Source organism: Amycolatopsis sp. VC5-11 (assembly GCF_037034185.1).
GTDB lineage: Bacteria > Actinomycetota > Actinomycetes > Mycobacteriales > Pseudonocardiaceae > Amycolatopsis > Amycolatopsis nivea.
On the sequence record NZ_JBAGKF010000010.1, the window covers coordinates 82297 to 98734 of the forward strand.

15 protein-coding genes are annotated in these 16438 nt (G+C 69.0%); 6 read left to right on the top strand and 9 right to left on the bottom strand.

Going from position 1 to position 16438, the window contains the following annotated elements:
- Positions 1-29 precede the first annotated feature (29 nt).
- Positions 30-1466 (bottom strand): aldehyde dehydrogenase family protein, encoded by a 1437-nt coding sequence (locus tag WA670_RS27425; RefSeq protein WP_037817773.1) that lies wholly within the window; start codon positions 1464-1466, stop codon positions 30-32.
- 141 nt (positions 1467-1607) lie between these two features.
- On the opposite strand from WA670_RS27425, the gene WA670_RS27430 reads away from it, so the two are divergent.
- A complete protein-coding gene (locus WA670_RS27430) occupies positions 1608-3047 on the top strand; it encodes a GMC family oxidoreductase (RefSeq protein ID WP_336159261.1) in 1440 nt (479 codons plus the stop codon).
- Between the two features lie 209 nt (positions 3048-3256).
- Positions 3257-3853, top strand: coding sequence for a hypothetical protein (locus WA670_RS27435; protein ID WP_336159262.1), 597 nt, complete (start codon positions 3257-3259; stop codon positions 3851-3853).
- A gap of 84 nt (positions 3854-3937) precedes the next feature.
- Here WA670_RS27435 and WA670_RS27440 read toward each other — a convergent pair whose 3' ends face one another.
- The 3 genes from WA670_RS27440 to WA670_RS27450 are packed head-to-tail and all read right to left on the bottom strand — an operon-like array spanning position 3938 to position 8222.
- On the bottom strand, positions 3938-5548 hold the full coding sequence (locus WA670_RS27440) for an amidohydrolase (RefSeq protein WP_336159263.1): 1611 nt from the start codon (positions 5546-5548) through the stop codon (positions 3938-3940).
- Between the two features lie 3 nt (positions 5549-5551).
- Positions 5552-6340, bottom strand: a complete 789-nt coding sequence (locus tag WA670_RS27445; protein WP_336159264.1) for a molybdenum cofactor biosynthesis F family protein — start codon at positions 6338-6340, stop codon at positions 5552-5554.
- A 10-nt stretch (positions 6341-6350) separates the two neighbouring features.
- On the bottom strand, positions 6351-8222 hold the full coding sequence (locus WA670_RS27450; RefSeq protein ID WP_336159265.1) for a primary-amine oxidase: 1872 nt from the start codon (positions 8220-8222) through the stop codon (positions 6351-6353).
- A 142-nt stretch (positions 8223-8364) separates the two neighbouring features.
- Here WA670_RS27450 and WA670_RS27455 point away from each other — a divergent pair, with 142 nt between their 5' ends.
- On the top strand, positions 8365-9081 hold the full coding sequence (locus WA670_RS27455; RefSeq protein WP_134728869.1) for an SDR family NAD(P)-dependent oxidoreductase: 717 nt from the start codon (positions 8365-8367) through the stop codon (positions 9079-9081).
- 15 nt (positions 9082-9096) lie between these two features.
- Positions 9097-9900, top strand: a complete 804-nt coding sequence (locus WA670_RS27460; protein WP_037817998.1) for an SDR family NAD(P)-dependent oxidoreductase — start codon at positions 9097-9099, stop codon at positions 9898-9900.
- 140 nt (positions 9901-10040) lie between these two features.
- On the opposite strand, the gene WA670_RS27465 is transcribed toward WA670_RS27460, so the two are convergent.
- Entirely contained in the window at positions 10041-10727 is a 687-nt protein-coding gene (locus WA670_RS27465) for a TetR/AcrR family transcriptional regulator (RefSeq protein WP_037817783.1), read from the bottom strand.
- Between the two features lie 70 nt (positions 10728-10797).
- Here WA670_RS27465 and WA670_RS27470 point away from each other — a divergent pair, with 70 nt between their 5' ends.
- Entirely contained in the window at positions 10798-11553 is a 756-nt protein-coding gene (locus tag WA670_RS27470; protein ID WP_037817784.1) for an SDR family oxidoreductase, read from the top strand.
- A 23-nt stretch (positions 11554-11576) separates the two neighbouring features.
- On the top strand, positions 11577-11906 hold the full coding sequence (locus WA670_RS27475; RefSeq protein WP_134664930.1) for a nuclear transport factor 2 family protein: 330 nt from the start codon (positions 11577-11579) through the stop codon (positions 11904-11906).
- Positions 11907-11952: 46 nt separating this feature from the next.
- Here the strand turns inward: WA670_RS27475 and WA670_RS27480 are convergent, their stop codons facing one another.
- The 4 genes from WA670_RS27480 to WA670_RS27495 are packed head-to-tail and all read right to left on the bottom strand — an operon-like array spanning position 11953 to position 16419.
- Positions 11953-12648, bottom strand: coding sequence for an ABC transporter ATP-binding protein (locus WA670_RS27480; protein ID WP_037817788.1), 696 nt, complete (start codon positions 12646-12648; stop codon positions 11953-11955).
- A complete protein-coding gene (locus tag WA670_RS27485; RefSeq protein ID WP_134728861.1) occupies positions 12645-14363 on the bottom strand; it encodes a branched-chain amino acid ABC transporter ATP-binding protein/permease in 1719 nt (572 codons plus the stop codon). The genes WA670_RS27480 and WA670_RS27485 overlap by 4 nt, the downstream gene beginning before the upstream one ends.
- The gene (locus WA670_RS27490; protein ID WP_037817791.1) at positions 14350-15210 is read right to left on the bottom strand and encodes a branched-chain amino acid ABC transporter permease; all 861 of its coding nucleotides are present in this window, start codon (positions 15208-15210) and stop codon (positions 14350-14352) included. Before WA670_RS27490 ends, WA670_RS27485 begins: the two co-directional genes overlap by 14 nt.
- 30 nt (positions 15211-15240) lie before the next feature.
- The gene (locus WA670_RS27495; RefSeq protein ID WP_275291394.1) at positions 15241-16419 is read right to left on the bottom strand and encodes an ABC transporter substrate-binding protein; all 1179 of its coding nucleotides are present in this window, start codon (positions 16417-16419) and stop codon (positions 15241-15243) included.
- Between the last annotated feature and the right edge of the window lie 19 nt (positions 16420-16438).

Genomic DNA, 16438 nt, shown 5'->3' on the forward strand with positions numbered 1-16438 from the left:
CGAGGCAGACCGCCGAGCCCCGAAAGCGTTCAGTAGCCGTAGTGCAGCCAAACGGCCTTCGTCTCGGTGTACGCGTCCAGCGCCCACGGGCCCATTTCGCGGCCCCAGCCCGACGCCTTGTACCCGCCCCACGGGGCGGCCATGTCCGGGATCGGCGGCATGTTCACGAACACCGCGCCCGCGCGAATGCCGTCCGCATAGCGTTGCGCGGTACGGATGTCGCGAGTCCACACGGTCGCGGCGAGGCCGTACTGCGTGTCGTTCGCGCGCGCGACCAGCTCGTCCGGGTCGTCGTACGGCGTGACCGCCAGCACCGGGCCGAAGATCTCCTCGCGCATGATCGTCATCGAGTCGGTGACGCCCGCGAAGAGCGTCGGCTGGTAGAAGTAGCCGTCGCGGTCGACTTCCGAGCCGCCGGTGATCAGGTCCGCGCCTTCGGAACGGCCGGTCGCCACCAGGTTCGCGACGTGCCTGCGGTGCTTGTCCGACACGAGCGGCCCGACCTGGGTCGTCTCCTCCAAACCGGGGCCGACCTGCAGGCCCGCCAGCCCGGCGGCCATCTTCTCCACGAACTCCTGTTCGCGCTTGCGGTCGACGTAGAACCGCGTGTACGCCGCGCAGACCTGCCCGGTGTTCAGCGTCGCGCCGGCGAGGTTGCCCGCGACGGCGGCGTCCAGGTCGGCGTCGGCGGCGATGATGCTCGGGGCCTTGCCGCCGAGTTCGAGGGTGAGCCGCTTGAGGTTGGACTCCGCGCTCGCCGCGGTGATCAGCTTCCCGACCGCGGTGGAACCGGTGTAGGAAACGTGGTCGACGTCGTGGTGCGAACTCAGCAGCGCGCCCACCGGGCCGTCGCCGGTGACCAGGTTGACGACGCCCGCTGGGATACCAGCCTGCTCCGCCAGCTGTACCAGCCGGATGCTGGTCAGCGGCGTGACCTCGCTCGGCTTGATCACCACGGTGTTGCCGGTGGCGAGCGCGGGCGCGAGCTTCCACACGAGGATCATCAGCGGGAAGTTCCACGGCGTGATCAGCGCGTTCACGCCGACCGGCTCGCGGCGCGTGTAGTGCAGGGTGTCCGGGAACGAAACCGGGTTCGTGGTGCCCTGGATTTTCGTCACCCAGCCGGCGAAGTACCGCAGGTGCTCGGCCGCGCCGGTGACGCTCACCTGGCGCGAGATGCCGATCGGCTGGCCCTGGTCGCGGGTTTCCAGCGCGGCGAGTTCCTCGTGGTGCTCGTCGACGAGGTCGGCGAGGCGGAACAGCAGTTTCGCGCGCTGCACCGGCGCGAGCCCGGCCCACTCCGGCGAGGTCAGCGCGCGGCGCGCGGCGGCGACCGCGGCGTCGACGTCGGCCCGCGTCGCCGTCCCGACGTCTTCGAGAACCGTGCCGGTGGCCGGATCGCGGGTCGGGATGGGCTCCCCGCCGGCCTCGGTCCATTGACCGTCGATGAACAGGCGTGTCGCCATGGTGCTCCCTAGTCCCGGTCTTCTGGTCGCTCCCGAGTATCGGCGCGCGGCGGGCGGGCGGTCTTGTCCGCGAGGGCACGCCCGTTGTCGGCGAGTGAAGACAATTCCGGGCGCGGCCGGGGGACCGGCCAGGATCAGGACATGGACGTGATCGTGGTGGGTGCGGGTTCGGCGGGCTCGGTGGTGTGCCGGCGGCTGGTCGACGCGGGCGCGAAGGTGACGCTGCTGGAGGCGGGCGGACCGGACACGAACGCGGCGATCCACGACCCGTCGCGCGCGGGGGAACTGTGGCACGCCGCCGAGGACTGGGACTACTACACGGTGCCGCAGCCGCACGCCGGGAACCGCAGGCTGCACCTGCCGCGCGGCAAGGTGCTCGGCGGCTCGCATTCGCTGAACGCGATGATCTGGGTCCGCGGCGCGGCGGCGGACTACGACGGCTGGGGCCTGCCTGGCTGGACCTGGGACGACGTGCGTCCGGTGTACGAGCGGATCGAACGCGACCTGCTCGACCTCGAACAGCACGATCCGCTGCAGCCGATCCAGCAGTCCATTGTGGACGCAGCGCAGGAGATCGGCCTGCCGTTCAACGACAATTACAACGGCGGCACCCTCGACGGCGTTTCCGTGCAGCAGGTCACCATGTCCGGCGGACGGCGGCGCAACACCTGGCTCTGCTACGCCGAACCGGTCGCCGGCCAGATGACCGTCCACACTGGCGCGCTGGTGCATCGCGTGCTGTTCGAGGGAGACCGCTGCATCGGCGTGCTGGCGGAGGTCGACGGCAAACTGGAGTCGCTGTTCGCCGATCAGGTCGTGCTCGCCGCCGGCGCCCTCGCGTCCCCGGCGATCCTGCTGCGCAGCGGAATCGGCCCGGCTGACGACGTCGCCGCGCTGGGCTTGGACGTCGTCGCGGATCTGCCAGGGGTCGGCGAGAACCTGCACGACCACCTGCTGTCGCCGGTCATCTTCGCCACCGACCGGCGCGCGGTCGCGCCGCCGCAGACCGGGCTTTCGGTGACGCAGACGCATCTGTTCTGGCGCAGCCGCCCGGGCCTGGCGGTGCCGGACACCCAGCCGATCCACTTCAGCGTGCCGATGTACGAACCGTGGATGACCGGGCCGGCGACCGGGTTCTCGCTGATGGCGGGCATGATCACGCCGCAAAGCCGGGGAACGCTGCGGCTGCGCAGCACGGATCCGGCCGAGATGCCGCTGATCGACCTGGCCGCGCTGGCACACCCGGCGGACTTCGAAAGCCTGGTCGCGTCGGTGGAACAGTGCCGGTTGATCGGAGGCGCCCCGGCACTGGCCGAGGAGTGGGGCGCGCGGGAGCTGTACCCGGGACCGGCGGATATCCGGGAGTACGTCCGGCGGACGGCGATCACGTATCACCACCAGGTGGGCACGTGCCGGATGGGGACCGACGAGCTGGCGGTGACGGACCCGACGCTGGCGGTGCGCGGAGTGTCCGGGCTGAGGGTCGCGGACGCTTCGGTGCTGCCGCGGGTGATCAGCGGGAACACGAACGCACCCGCGGTGCTGATGGGGGAGCGGGTGGCGGAGTTTCTGCTGGCCTGAGGCGGGTGTCCAGGCCGGGGCGGGCGGTTCGGTTCCAGGCACGGACAGCACCATGCTGGTTCCGGTTGCGAATTCTGAAATAATCCACGTCATTTAACGTGATTTGATCTGTAGAACCGAGTTTGGAATCAGGAAAACGTGCTTAACCCCCTGGGAAATCGTTACCCGCGGCATCGCTAGAGTGGTGTTCCCAGGGGAGGGGTTAGTTCATGGCGGGGCAACGCGACAGCCGCGAGGCGGACGGCCGTCCGCGCTCGGAGACGGTCAACAATCCGCGCAATTTCTGGCGGACCACGGGATTGGCGACGGTGCTGGCCGCGGCGATGGGGGTAGCCGGAACGCTGCTCGCCCAGCAGATGGGAAAGAAGGACCCGGCTCCCGGCCCGGCAGAGACCAGTCGCGCGCCATCGGCCCCGCAGAAGAGCAGCGCGCCGATGTCGGCGAGCGACCCGAGCGAGGCCGCCCCTTCGGAGATCCGGTGGCAAGGAAAGTTCGCGTTGACGAGCTACCCGGATTTCGAATCGCTGCCGCCGAAGGACAATGCGGGCGGCAGCATGAGCCAGGACATCTACGGCACACTCTATCCGTCGGGCGGCGGTGCGGTCTGGACCGGCAGTCGGCCGCCATCGAAGCAGGAGTGCTCCGACTTGGCGGACACGCAATCGCGGGAGAAGATCGACCCGGTCCCCGGAACGCAGGTGTGCCTCAAGACCCGCGGCCGGGTCGTCTACTTCAAGGTGGTCGGCGCCGGCGAGCGGGAGAATTGGGTCTACCGGTATCAGACGCAGCTGATCGTCTGGAACTGAGGGAGCCGGGTCGCTGCCGCGGCGGCCCGGCGGCGAAGCTCTCCGCCGGACCCGTCCGTTCCCGATGACCTGCGTTGCGCAGCCCTAGTCCCGCGCGTAAACCCGCTTCCCCCCGAACCACGTCTCCCGCACCGTGATCCCGGCCAGTTCGTTCGCCGGGGTCTTGAACGGATCCTGGTCCAGCACCACGAAATCCGCCGACTTCCCCGGCGTCAGCGACCCCGTCACGTCGTCCAGTCCGCACGCGCGGGCTGAGTTCAGCGTGAACACCTGGATCGCCTCGGCCAGCGTGATCGCCTGCTCCGGCCACAGGCTCCCCGGGTGCTTGCCGTACGGGTCCTGCCGCGTGATCAGGCCCTCGATGCCTTCCCAGGCGTTCGGGGATTCGCTCACCGGCCAGTCCGAACCTCCGGCGACGAGTGCGCCGGTGTCCAGCAGCGTCCGGTTCGGTTGCATGCGCGCCGCGCGTTCGGCGGGGATCACCTGGGCGATGGCGTCCGGGATCACGCCGGGCACCCAGAGGAACGGTGAGATGTCCGCCGACACGTTGAGCGTCGCGAACCGCTCCAGGTCGTCCGGGTGGATGAATTGTCCGTGTGCCACTTGGATTTTCGTCGTGTAGTCGCCGCGGGCGCGAAGGTTTCCGGCAGCGTCCAAAGTGGCCCGGACGGCAGCGTCGCCCGCGCAGTGGATCTTCGCCGACAGCCCGGCCGAGACGGCGACGTCCAGCCACTTCGCGAGTTCCTCCGGCGGCATCGTGGTGTCGCCGCAGAAGCACTCGTGGTGCAGGTACGGCTCGAGGAACGCCGCGGTGTGCGCGGGCGGGGTGCCGTCGAGGAAGATCTTCACGAAGTCCGGCCGGTGGTGCTCGCTGCGGTACGCCGCGGCTCGGTCGAGCAGTGGTTCGCCGATCGGGTCCGCGCCGAAGATCGGGTCGTTGACCAGCATCGACGACACCACCCACGCGGCCAGTTCGCCCGCGTCGTCCAGCGTCTTCAGCGCGGTGAGGATGTCGAGGGTGGCCCCGGCGTCCTGGAACGCGGTGATGCCGTACGAGTGCAGGATCGCGATCGCCCGCCGCGATGCTTCGGCGTGTTGTTCGGCGGTGAGCGTGCGCGTGTCCCGCATCGCCCGCTCCACCGCCAAGCCCGCGGTCTCGATCAGCAGACCGGTCGGCGCGCCGCTGTCGAGGTCGCGGTGGATCGTCCCGCCGGTCGGGTCCGGAGTGGCCGCGGTGATCCCGGCCAGTTCCAGCGCCCGGCTGCTCGCCCACCGGTTGTGCCTGCTGTCCTCGATCAGCACCACCGGACGGCCGCCCGCCGCCTCGTCCAGTGCCCGCCGCACGGACTCGTGACCGAGTTCAGGGGCCAAAGTGGACGGCCAGGCGCCGCCGACGACCCATTCGTCCGGACCGAGCCCGGCCGACCATTCCCTGACCGCGGCGAGGATTTCGGCCAGGCCCGCGCCGCTTTCCAGGCGCAGCTCGAACAATTCCCGCCCGGCGAGGGCGTGGTGGCTGTGCACGTCCACGAAACCCGGCAGCACGAACGCGCCGCCGAGATCGACGACCTCGGTGTCCGGACCGGCCTCGGCCGTGCTCACCCGGCCGTTCTCCACCGCGAGCGAGGCCGCCCACGGCCGATCTTCGTCCACTGTGTACACAGTGGCGTTGGTGAGGAGCAGTTCAGGCGCCACGGGTCACTGTCCAGCGGGGTCGTAGTCCGGCGAATAAACAGTGTTGCTGAGCAGCCTGCCGTACGCGCCGAAGGTGAAGTGCGTCGGCGACTTGCCGTCCTCGCCCAGTCCGAACAGCGAACCGTGCGACCGCAGTTCCCGCACGTTCCGGTGGTCGGCCACGGTCACCGACGCGCACGGGATGACTTTCTCGCGCCAGGTGAACACGTAGATCCCGGGCCGGACCTGGTAGACGGAGTTCTCGTCGGTGTCGGCGAGGCCGCGCTCCGGGCCGGAAAGGCACTGCCAGGTGTACCAGTGCGGGGTCAGGTAAACGTGCTCGTACGCGTGCTCTTCGCTGTAGACCCACTGCACGCGGCGGCCGATCAGCGCGGTGCTGGGCGCGATTTCCTCGCCGTGCGCCTCGCGGCCCTGGATGGTCGCGGGACGGAACCGTTGCGTCACGCGGGGAAGTCCGTCGCCGATCGTGCTCGTGACGACGAGCGCGCGGCCCTGGCGCACGTCCAGCAGCAGGCTGTACGAGGTTTCCGCGCCAGGGTGGAACTGCACGTAGAACAGTCCGGCGTCGACGAGGAACGTCTCGGAAGCGGTCTCGCCGGTGGCGCCGTCCTCGTTCCACGACGCGCGGTCGCCGGTGAAGCTGATCGAGAACGTGCCGCCGTCGGCACAGTCCAAAGTGAACGACTGGTTGTCGAGATCGTCCACAGTGGCCGCTTTGTTGGCGTCGAAGCCGGGGGCGAGCCCGTCGAGCGGGAGCCAGGTGGAGGTGTCGGACAGATTGGTCGCGGGCATGGAGCCTTCCTCAGTGTTCGCAGTGGCCGTGGGCGGCCGAGGGCAGGTCGAGTGCCGGGTTCCGGTCGCAGAACCCGTAGGGGCGCACCATGAATCCGGAGTAGTCGACCGGCATGACCGGCCAGTCCTCCGGACGCGGGATGTGCGTGGGGCCGAAGACGTGCCACAGCACGACGTCGGTGTCGCTGACGGAGCGGTCGGCCGCCGTCCACGCGGGCAGACCGGCTCCGCCCGGGTGCGCGTTGGGCCGATCGCCCGCCGGGAAACGCTCGTCAGGCGCGTAAGGCGTGACCCAGAGGTGGTTCGTGGCGAACGTCGCGCGCTGGTACACCGTCGATTCCGGTTGCGCCATCAGGGTTGCCGACGGTCGCGGCACGAGCTGGTACGCGGTCGGCGCGCCGAGCCGGTTGGTGTGCTCGGTGCTGCGGACTTCCCACACCCGCGCGGTCGCCGGGTTCGCGTGCCGCTTCGCTTCCTCTTCGGTGCGCAATTCCGTGGCTTTCCAGGTGAAGGCGTTGCCATACGGGTTCTTTTCGCCGACCGGAATGCCGACAGCGTCCACTTCGTACACCGAGTTGCGCTGGCCGTCGACGGCGAAGTCGAGCCGCGCGCAGAACAGGTGCTGGTGCACCGGCGCGAACAGGCCGGGTGCGATCTCGGACGCGTGCGGACTCGCGGACCCCGGCTCGCCCGCGCCGGAGAAGACGATGCCGGTCGCCTTGGCTTCGCATTCGATGGTGCCGTCGAGGTAGAGATACCAAAAGAAGCCGTAGTCGTAATTGCCGATGGTGGAGATCGACGAGATCACCAGCCGGCGCGAACGGCGGACCTCGGCCTTGCCGTCCAGATCGGTGTGCTTCCAGAGGATCCCGTAGTCCTCCTCGTGCATGCAGATCGCGTTAGGCACGCGCACCGGCTGGCCGTGGTCGTCGGCGAGGAAGGCGTCGAAGTAGTGGATCACGCCGAGGCAGTCGCAGCCGAGGCGCAGGCTGTTGCCGTTCTTGCCGAGCAGGTATTCGCCGGCGTCGAAGTAGCTGATCCAGAACCGGCCGATTGACGTATCACCGTAAGGAACAACCATCTCAGGCACCGACGCGCGGTACAGCACCGAGCGGTCCTGGAAGGTCAGCTGGTGCAGGGTCAATCCCTCGCGCGCGTTGAACCCGACGCGCAGCTGCCAGCCCTCCCACGTCACGAGCGAGCCGTCGACCTGGAAGCTCGGGCCTTCCGGCTGGGTGATCTCGATGGGCTTGAGGGTCGTGCGCGCGGGGTGGTGGCCATACCGGCCGGAGTCCTCCGGGACCGGGGTGTCGCCCTCGTCCTCGACCCGCAGGACGCGCTGTTCGGTCAGGTTGAGGTGCGCGACCAGGCCCTCGACCGGATGCGCCCACGGGCTGTCGGTGTCGTCCTCGCGCAGGAAGGTGAGCGAACGGATGACCCGGCCGGTCTCGTCCTCGCGGCCGAAATAGCCGGGGGCGAGCGGCGCGCAGAACGCGTGCTCGATGCGGTCGCCGAGGCCGCGGCGCTCCATGGCCGCGCGCCATTCCGGGGAGGCCTTCGTGACGGCCTCGGCCAGGTCGTATTCCTCGAAGAGATACGGGGGCTGGCCCTCGCCGCACTTCTCGTGGCTGACCAGCTCACCGGCGGTCACCGACACGACCGCGTCGGCCGATTCGCCGGTCGCGGTGTCGAGCAGGGTGAACTGGATCCGGCGGTCGGCCGGGGCGCCGGCCAGCACGGCGGCCTTGTCCGGCTCCACCGGGAGGACCTGCGGAAACCGCGTCGTCTCGGTGATCAGCCCCTGTGCCTCCAGCACGGCCCGGCCTGCGGCGAGCTCGTCGGCGGTCAGCGGGTCAAGGGGGTGCGGGTGTGCGTTGCTCATGGTGTCCCTTCGCGCTCCTCGCCGCAGTGTTCGCGGTGCCCCGGGGACAGCGGTAGCCGGGACCCGGGGGTCGTGCGGTCGCTGACAACAAGGATGCACTCGTTGCCAATCCCCGCGGGCGCCGTTGCTGCAGGATTGCCGGATGCGACTCGACCTCGACGGCAAGGCCGTGCTGATCACCGGAGCCGCGTCCGGGATCGGGCTGGCCTGCGCGCGGGCGTTCCTGGACGAGGGCGCGCGGGTCGGGATCCTCGACCGGGTCCGGCCGCCGTCGCTGCCGGGGGACGTCGTCGCGGCGCGGGCGGACATCACCGACGAGGACCAGGTGGCCGCGGGCGTGCGGCTCGTGGCGGAGTCGTTCGGCGGGATTGACGTGGTAGTCGGCTGCGCTGGGATATCAGGACCGGTCGGACGGCCGCTCTCCGAGACCAGCGCGGCGGACTTCACCTCGGTGATGGCGGTGAACGTGCTGGGCCAGTTCCTGGTCGCGAAGCACGCTCGGCCGTGGCTGGGGGACGGGAGTTCGATCGTCTTCCTGGCCAGCGATTCGGCCTTCGTGTGCGCGCCGGGGATGGTGCCCTACTGCGCGTCGAAGGGCGCGGTGGTGTCGTTGACGCGCGCGTTGTCGGTCGAGTTCGGCGGCGTCCGGGTCAACTGCGTGTGCCCGTCGGTGGTGGACACGCCGATGGCGCGAGGGGATCTGGGGGACCTGCTGGACGAACCGGGGTTCCCGGTCCAGGCGGCCGGGGAGGTCGCCCAGCAGGTGGTGTATCTGGCTTCCGCGCGGGCGCGGACGGTGAACGGACAGGCCTTGCTCGCCGACTTCGGCTATTCGGCTCGGTCTGGGTTTCCTGCTTGAAAGGGAGAAATGACGATGGCAGACACGCGGGTCGTGGCGATTACCGGCGGAGGGACGGGCATTGGGGCTGCGGTTGCTCGGCGGTACGCCGGCGAAGGCGCACAGGTCGTGGTTCTGGGCCGGCGGCGCGAGCCGCTGGAGAAGGTCGCTGCGGAGACTGGCGCGCACGTGATCGCCGGCGACGCCAGCGTCCGGGAGGACGCGGAAGCGGCGATCGCGGAAATCGTCGAAAAGTTCGGGCGGCTGGACGTGATCGTGGCCAATGCCGGCGGGCACGGGCTGTCTTCGGTGGTGGACACCGGCGACGAGGAATGGGAGATCGCGCTCCGGTCCAATTTGTCCAGTGCGTTCGTGTTCTGCCGCGCTGCGTTGCCTTCTCTCGTGCAGAGCGGCGGGCAGGTCGTCATCGTTTCTTCGCTGGCCGGGTTGTTCGCCGGGCCCAATGTCGCCGGGTACACGGTGGCGAAGCACGCGCTGATCGGGCTGACCCGGTCTATCGCTCGGGATTACGGGCCGCGCGGGGTGCGGGCCAACGCGGTGTGCCCGGGCTGGGTGCGGACGCCGATGGCGGACGGGGAGATGGAACAGTTCGCCGAGGCGGCCGGGTTCGACGGCGGGCACGACGAGGGGTACCGGCGGGTGACCGCCGAGGTGCCGCTGCGGCGTCCGGCCGAACCGGAGGAAATCGCTTCCATCGTGCGGTTCCTGGGCTCGTCGGAGTCCTCGTACATCACCGGGGCCGTGCTGGTCGCGGATGGCGGGGCGCACGCGGTCGACTTGCCCACCTTGGCCTTTGAGCGCGCCGGGATGGGGTCGTAGAGCCGCTGGGGTTGGGCGGCACCGCTGACGTGCTGCCCGACTGAGGTACGTGAGGGGAACCCTGACGGAATCAGATTCCCTCAGGGTTCCCCTCACGTACCTCAGCGCAGGCAACGCCGCATCCGTTCGCGACGGCCGGGTCAGCTTGATTCCGCCAGGGTCCGCAGCCATTTCGTGAGCAGCTGGGTTTCCGTCGCGCCCAGAATCTCCGGGTTCGCCGCGGCGTGCTCCAGCACGCGGTGGATTTCGGCGGACCGGTCCCCGGCCGCCGAGGTGCCGGTGATCGCGGCGATCGCGCCTTCCCGCACCGCCACGGACAGCGGGCGGTCTTCCTCGGCGAGGATGATCTGCCGCAGCGTGACGCCGATGTTCGCCACCAGGATGTGCGCGGCCGCCTGGTCCGGCGGGACCGTCAGGCGGCCCTGGTCGGCCGCCGCCTTGGTCAGGGCGCGCAGCATCGCGCTGGGGCGTTCTTGCGCTTCGGGGGCGTGGCCGGGGTGCACCTGGCCGTACATGAGCGTGTAGAAGCCGGGGTTCGCGATTCCGAACGCGACGTGGGCGTCCCAGCCGTCGCGCAGGTCCTGGATCGGGTCGCCGGACGGCTCGTGCGCGCCCTTCTCCGCGAGGTACAGGTCGAAGCCGCGCTCGACGACCGCGTCCAGCAGGCCCTGTTTGCTGCCGAAGAAGTGGTACAGCGTCGGCATTTTCACCCCGGCTTGGGCACAGATCGCGCGCAGCGAGATGTCCTCGCCCGGCGTCGCGGCGACCTGTTCGGCGGCGGCGTCCAGGAGCCGGGTCCGTGTATCCGCGTTCGCAATCTGTGTCACACCGCTATGGTAGCCGCTATTGCACTGCTACAGTGATACATATCAGCGATAAAGAGATGGAGGGGTCCTCATGACCGACCACACCCTCAAGGGCAAGAACGTCCTGGTCGCCGCCGGGGCGAAGAACCTGGGCGGGCTCATCAGCAGGCAGGCCGCCGAGGCCGGCGCGAACGTGGCGATCCACTACAACTCCGAGTCGACCCGGCCGCAGGCGGAGGAGACGCTCGCCGCGGTCGAGGCGGCGGGCGGCAAGGGCGTCGTGCTCACCGGCGACCTCACCGTCCCGGCGAACGTGGAGAAGCTGTTCGCCGACGCGGAGGCCGCGCTCGGGAAGATCGACGTCGCGGTCAACACGGTGGGCAAGGTGCTGCGCAAGCCGATCACCGAGACCACCGAGGACGAGTACGACTCTATGTTCGACATCAACTCGAAGGCGGCCTACTTCTTCATCAAGGAAGCGGGCAAGAACGTCGCCGACGGCGGCAAGATCATCACGATCGTGACCAGCCTGCTCGCGGCGTTCACCGACGGGTACTCGACCTACGCGGGCGGCAAGAGCCCGGTCGAGCACTTCACCCGCGCCGCGGCCAAGGAATTCGCCCCGCGCGGGATCTCGGTCACCGCGGTCGGGCCCGGCCCGATGGACACGCCGTTCTTCTACGGCCAGGAAACCCCGGAACGGGTGGAATTCCACAAGTCGCAGGCGATGGGCGGGCAGTTGACGAAGATCGAGGACATCGCCCCGATCGTGTCGTTCCTCGCGACGTCCGGCTGGTGGATCACCGGGCAGACTATCTTCGCCAACGGCGGCTACACCACCCGCTGAGCAACGACAGCAAGGGAAACGCCATGTCCGAAGTGGAGATTCCGGAACCGGTGGCGTCGTTCGTCGACGCGGTGAACCGGCACGACGACGCCGCGTTCCTGGACGCGTTCACCGAAAAGGGCGTCGTGGACGACTGGGGCCGGTCGTTCGCCGGGCGCGCCGAGATCAAGGGGTGGAGCGACGTCGAGTTCATCGGCTCGCGCGGCGTCCTGACCCCGGAGGAGGTCACGGTCTCCGGCGGCACCGTCACCGTTGTCGGGGATTGGCGCAGCAATCACGCCAACGGACGGTCGAAGTTCGTCTTCGCCGTCGAGGGCGACCGGATCGCCAAGATGACCATCCGGGAAGGCTGACCGGCCGGGGCGTGGGCGTCCCACCGCGGAACGCCCACGCCCCGGGTCAGTTGGTGCCCAGATACGCCTGGTGCAGCGTGTCCGGCTGGTCCAGCAGGGGCTGCGACTCCCCGGCGTAGGTGACCCTGCCGGACGAAACGACCACGGCTTCCTGCGCGACTTTCAGCGCCAGGTGGGTGAACTGTTCCACCAGGAGGATCGCCGCGCCCGCGTTGGCGAATTCGGTGACCGCCGGGAGAAGCCGGGTGAAGACGGCCGGGGCCAGGCCGAGCGACATCTCGTCGATGAGCAGGAACTTCGGTTTCGCGGCGAAGGCCCGGCCCAGCACCACCATCTGCTGCTCGCCGCCGGACAGCAGTGCGGCGGGCGAGTTCTTGCGTTTCTCCAGTTCCGGGAACAGGGCGAGGACTTCTTCCACGCCGGCCGGGGTTTTGGCGGTCAGGCGCAGGTTTTCCAGGACGGTCAGGCTGGCGAACACCGCCCGTCCCTGTTCCACGTGCGCCAGTCCGAGCCGCGCTCTGGCTACCCGCGAATGTTTCGTGACATCGGTATGTCCAATGTGGATCGCTCCGGATGCCGCCGGGATCACGCCGGACAGGGCTTCCAGCAGACTGGTCTTGCCCGCTCCGTTGGGGCCGACCAACGCGGTGATCTTGCCCGGTTCCAGTGTCATTCCGACGTCGGCGATGACTGGGCCCGCACCGCGCGCGACGGTCAGGTTCTCGATTCGCAGCGTGCTCACAGCATCTCCGTTTCGCCAAGGTAGGCTTTCAGAACCGCCGGATCCGCCAGCACTTCTGCCTGCGGGCCGCTCGCCAGCACCTCGCCGAAGTCGAGCACGGTCAGCGTGTCGCAGACCGACCGGACCAGGTCCAGGTCGTGTTCGATGATCAGCACCGAGACGCCGAACCGGGCCGGGACCTGCCGCAGGCGTTCGCCGAACGCGACGTGTTCCTCGTGCGGGAGACCCGCCGCCGGTTCGTCGAGGAGCAGCACCTGGGGCTTGGCCATGAGGTGGCCGACGACTTCGACCAGCCGGCGCGCGCCCACGTCGACGCGGTCCAGCGGCGTCGCGGCCGGCGGGCAGCCGAAGAACTCCAGCGCGGCAGCGACTTCGGCGGCATCCGGGCGTCGGCGGGCGACGAACCGGACGTAAGCCTCGATGGTCAGGCCCGCGGGGACTCGGTCTTGCTGGAAGGTTCGGCGCAGGCCGGAGCGGGCTCGTTGCGTCGGATTGCCGGTGAGCGGACGGTCGGCCAGTTCGACGGTTCCTTCCGCTTGCGGTAGGAAGCCGCTGATGGCGTCGACCAAAGTGGACTTTCCCGCGCCGTTCGGGCCGATGACGCCTAGGACTCCGCCCTTCGGTACGGCCAAGTCCACTCCGGACAGTGCCTTCACTTGTCCGAAGGTGACACTCAGGCCCCGGACCACCAGTACCGGCTCGCCGGGCGGCAGCCGCGGAGGTTCTTCGCCCAGCGCAGTGATCTGAACCCCAGCGCTGGCCCTCGATCGACGCCGCCACAGCTCGCGGATCGCGGTGCCGAGGTTGCCGCGTCCGGCCAGTGCCTGGATGCCCAGGAGACCAAAGATCACGTAACCCCAGTCTTGCGGGACTCCCCACCGCTTCAACAGCTCTGGTACGGCAACCCAGAGGACAGCACCGAACACTGCCATATCAATCAGGTGCGCACCGGACATGATTGCCAGCACGTACAACGCCAGCGATTGCAGCGGGGCGAAGCTGGTCGGGAACGCGAACCCGACCTGTGCGGTCAGCAGGCCGCCGCTGATGCCGCCCAGAGTGGCGCTGACCGCGAAGGCTGACAGCTTGGCCGTACGAACGCTGGCACCTGCCGCCGCGGTACCGCGCTCGGAGAACGCCACCGCGGCCCAGCTGCTGCCCCAGGGACCGCGCCGGAGGAAGTGCACGAGCAGGGCGCAGACGATCAGGACGATGATGCACATGAGGAAGTACGCGTTGTCGTCGGCCACAAAGGACGGACGGTCCACCGAGACGCCGTCCGTGGTGCCGGGGAACTGGATTTCCACCAGGGTGACGTCGGCGGCCGCGGCCAGGCCGAGCGTCACCACCGCCAGGTTGATCCCGCGCAGGCGCAGCGCCGGGAGTCCGATGAGGACGCCGACGACACCGGCGGCGAGACCGCCCAGCAGCAGCCAGAAGAAGAAGCCGCCGGGGGCACCGGCTTTGTTCAACGCGGAGACGACCCACGCGCCGATCGCGCCGAAGGTCAGCTGGCACAAGGAAATCATTCCGGCGCTGCCGGTGACGACACCTAAGCCGAGCAAGGCGATCGCGGCTACGACGACGCTGACGCCGAGGTAGGCGAAGTAGCCGTTGAGACCGACGGTCAGGCCGATTCCGACCAGCACCGCGACCACCGCGACGACCAGTGGGGTTCCGAAGCGGGACACTGCGCCCCGGTCAGCGAGCTGCATCCCACACCTCCTTGCGCTGAGACCACACGAGCAGGCCGACGATGGCCAGGAACGGGACGAAATTCCGCACTACCGAAAGCTGGTCGACCTGCGCGAGCGCGCCCTGCAGCATGCCGAGAACGAGTCCGCCGACGACGGCGAGGTCCAGCCTGCGGAACCCGCCGAGCAGGGCCGCCGCGGCCGCGGGCACGACCAGCATGGACAGCGAGGTGGCATCGTTCGATTGGGACGGCGCGACGATCACGATGATGACCGTGCTGATCAGCCCGGTGGCGCCCCACACGGCGGCACTGAGACGTTTCGCGGGGATACCTAACAGCTCAGCTGTCGTCGGGCGTTCCGACAAAGCACGCAGTGAGATACCAACGGGCGTCTTTGTCAGGATCAGCCGCGCGGCGAAGGCGATCACCACCGCCAGCACGACGGTCACGACCGTCACCTGGCTGATCACCACCCCGCCGACGGTGAACGCCGGGCCGGCCAGCAACGCCTGGAACGGCTGCGGTTTGTTGCCGAACAGGATGAACGACAACGAGATCAACAGCAGCAGCACCGCGACAGTGACCGCCGAGCGGGTGCCGGTGCCTGCTTCGGCGAGCCACGTCGAGACGACCCAGCCGATCAGCACGCTCAGCACTCCGCCCAGCAGCACGCCGAGCACCACCGCCAGCCACTCCGGCAGTCCGCCGTGGACGGACAGCGCCACCCCGACGTAACTGCCGAACATGCCGGTCGCCGCCTGCGCGAAGTTGACGACCCGGACCAGCCGCGACATCAGCGTCAGGCACACCGCCAGCACCGCGTAAAGCCCGCCGGCGGCGAGCCCGGCCAGCGCTCCCTGCACCATTGCAGTCTCCTCTTTCCAGAGCGGATCGGGTCAGCGCCGCGGAATCCGCAGCCAGTCGGTACCGGCGATCTCCCACCGGTTCGTGCCCGTCGCGAGCTTCACCGGCCAGCCCGCGATGTTGTCGTGGTGCGTCTGCCCGGGGCCGAACACGTACGGCGTGCCGACCATCGGATCGGAGATCGGCTTCATTTCGCGCAGCGCCTTCGTCACCGATTCCCGCGTGATGTCGCCCGGCATGCCTTCCAGCACCTTCAGGAAGTACTTCGCCGCGAGATAGCCGCCCTGGCTGAACGAGGTCAGCGGAATGTTGTTGCGGGTCATGAGATCCCGCCACTCCTTGGTGCGCGGGCTCGACGGATCGGTGAACGGGTAGAACTCGGCGGGCACGTAGACGCCCTTGCCCGCGTCGGAAACCGCTTTCGCGTACTGTTCACTGTAGACACTCGTGAGCAGCAGCCAGGTCACGTCTTTCCAACCTTGTGCCTGCGCGGCTTTCAGCTGGCCGATCGAGTCGGGCTCCACCGGGTTCACCGTCACCGCCTTGCACCCGGCGGCACGCGCCTTCACGATGTAAGGCGTGTAGTCGGAACCGTTGTACGGCACGGTCGCGTCGACGTACTTCAGTTTCTTGCCGGTGATTTTCGACCATTCGTCAATGGCCGCGCGGTAGTATGGCAACGTGTTCCCGGCGATTTCCAGCAGTGCGCACATGTCTTGCAGGTGCAGCACTTCGGAGCCGTACAGCAGGGTCAGCGTCATGTCGTGGAACGGCCCGACGTTGGCCGGCCCGATGTTCGGGCTGGTGAAGCACGACGGGTCGACGCCGATGCCGGAGATGGAGAGGACTCTTTCCTGCTGGTAGTACTTGGCGTTGATCTGGCATTCGATGAGGCTCGACGAACCGACCAGCGCCACCGCCTGGTCGCCGCCCACGATTTCGCGGGCCGCGGCCGCCGCGGCGGCGGGGTCGCCCTTGTCGTCGATGGCGTGGTATTCGATCTTGCGCCCGTGCACGCCGCCCGCCGCGTTCGCCGCGTCGAAGACGGCCTTGGCGGCCTGGGAGGATTCCGGGAAGGTGGCGGGACCGCTCAGCGCGTTGACCGAGCCGACCACGATCGGTCCGTTCGGATCGGCGGTGCCCGCGCAGCCCGCCGCGACCAGCGTGACGAGCACGGCCGACGCGAGCGCGGGCAGGAACTTTCTCATCATGGCTCGGCTTTCCGGTCCA

What these genes read in the sequence shown, in the direction of transcription:
- WA670_RS27425 (WP_037817773.1), bottom strand. Translation starts at nt 1,466, where the DNA reads ATGGCGACACGCCTGTTCATCGACGGTCAATGGACCGAGGCCGGCGGG.
- WA670_RS27430 (WP_336159261.1), top strand. Translation starts at nt 1,608, where the DNA reads ATGGACGTGATCGTGGTGGGTGCGGGTTCGGCGGGCTCGGTGGTGTGC.
- WA670_RS27435 (WP_336159262.1), top strand. Translation starts at nt 3,257, where the DNA reads ATGGCGGGGCAACGCGACAGCCGCGAGGCGGACGGCCGTCCGCGCTCG.
- WA670_RS27445 (WP_336159264.1), bottom strand. Translation starts at nt 6,340, where the DNA reads ATGCCCGCGACCAATCTGTCCGACACCTCCACCTGGCTCCCGCTCGAC.
- WA670_RS27450 (WP_336159265.1), bottom strand. Translation starts at nt 8,222, where the DNA reads ATGAGCAACGCACACCCGCACCCCCTTGACCCGCTGACCGCCGACGAG.
- WA670_RS27455 (WP_134728869.1), top strand. Translation starts at nt 8,365, where the DNA reads ATGCGACTCGACCTCGACGGCAAGGCCGTGCTGATCACCGGAGCCGCG.
- WA670_RS27460 (WP_037817998.1), top strand. Translation starts at nt 9,097, where the DNA reads ATGGCAGACACGCGGGTCGTGGCGATTACCGGCGGAGGGACGGGCATT.
- WA670_RS27470 (WP_037817784.1), top strand. Translation starts at nt 10,798, where the DNA reads ATGACCGACCACACCCTCAAGGGCAAGAACGTCCTGGTCGCCGCCGGG.
- WA670_RS27475 (WP_134664930.1), top strand. Translation starts at nt 11,577, where the DNA reads ATGTCCGAAGTGGAGATTCCGGAACCGGTGGCGTCGTTCGTCGACGCG.
- WA670_RS27485 (WP_134728861.1), bottom strand. Translation starts at nt 14,363, where the DNA reads ATGCAGCTCGCTGACCGGGGCGCAGTGTCCCGCTTCGGAACCCCACTG.
- WA670_RS27490 (WP_037817791.1), bottom strand. Translation starts at nt 15,210, where the DNA reads ATGGTGCAGGGAGCGCTGGCCGGGCTCGCCGCCGGCGGGCTTTACGCG.
- WA670_RS27495 (WP_275291394.1), bottom strand. Translation starts at nt 16,419, where the DNA reads ATGATGAGAAAGTTCCTGCCCGCGCTCGCGTCGGCCGTGCTCGTCACG.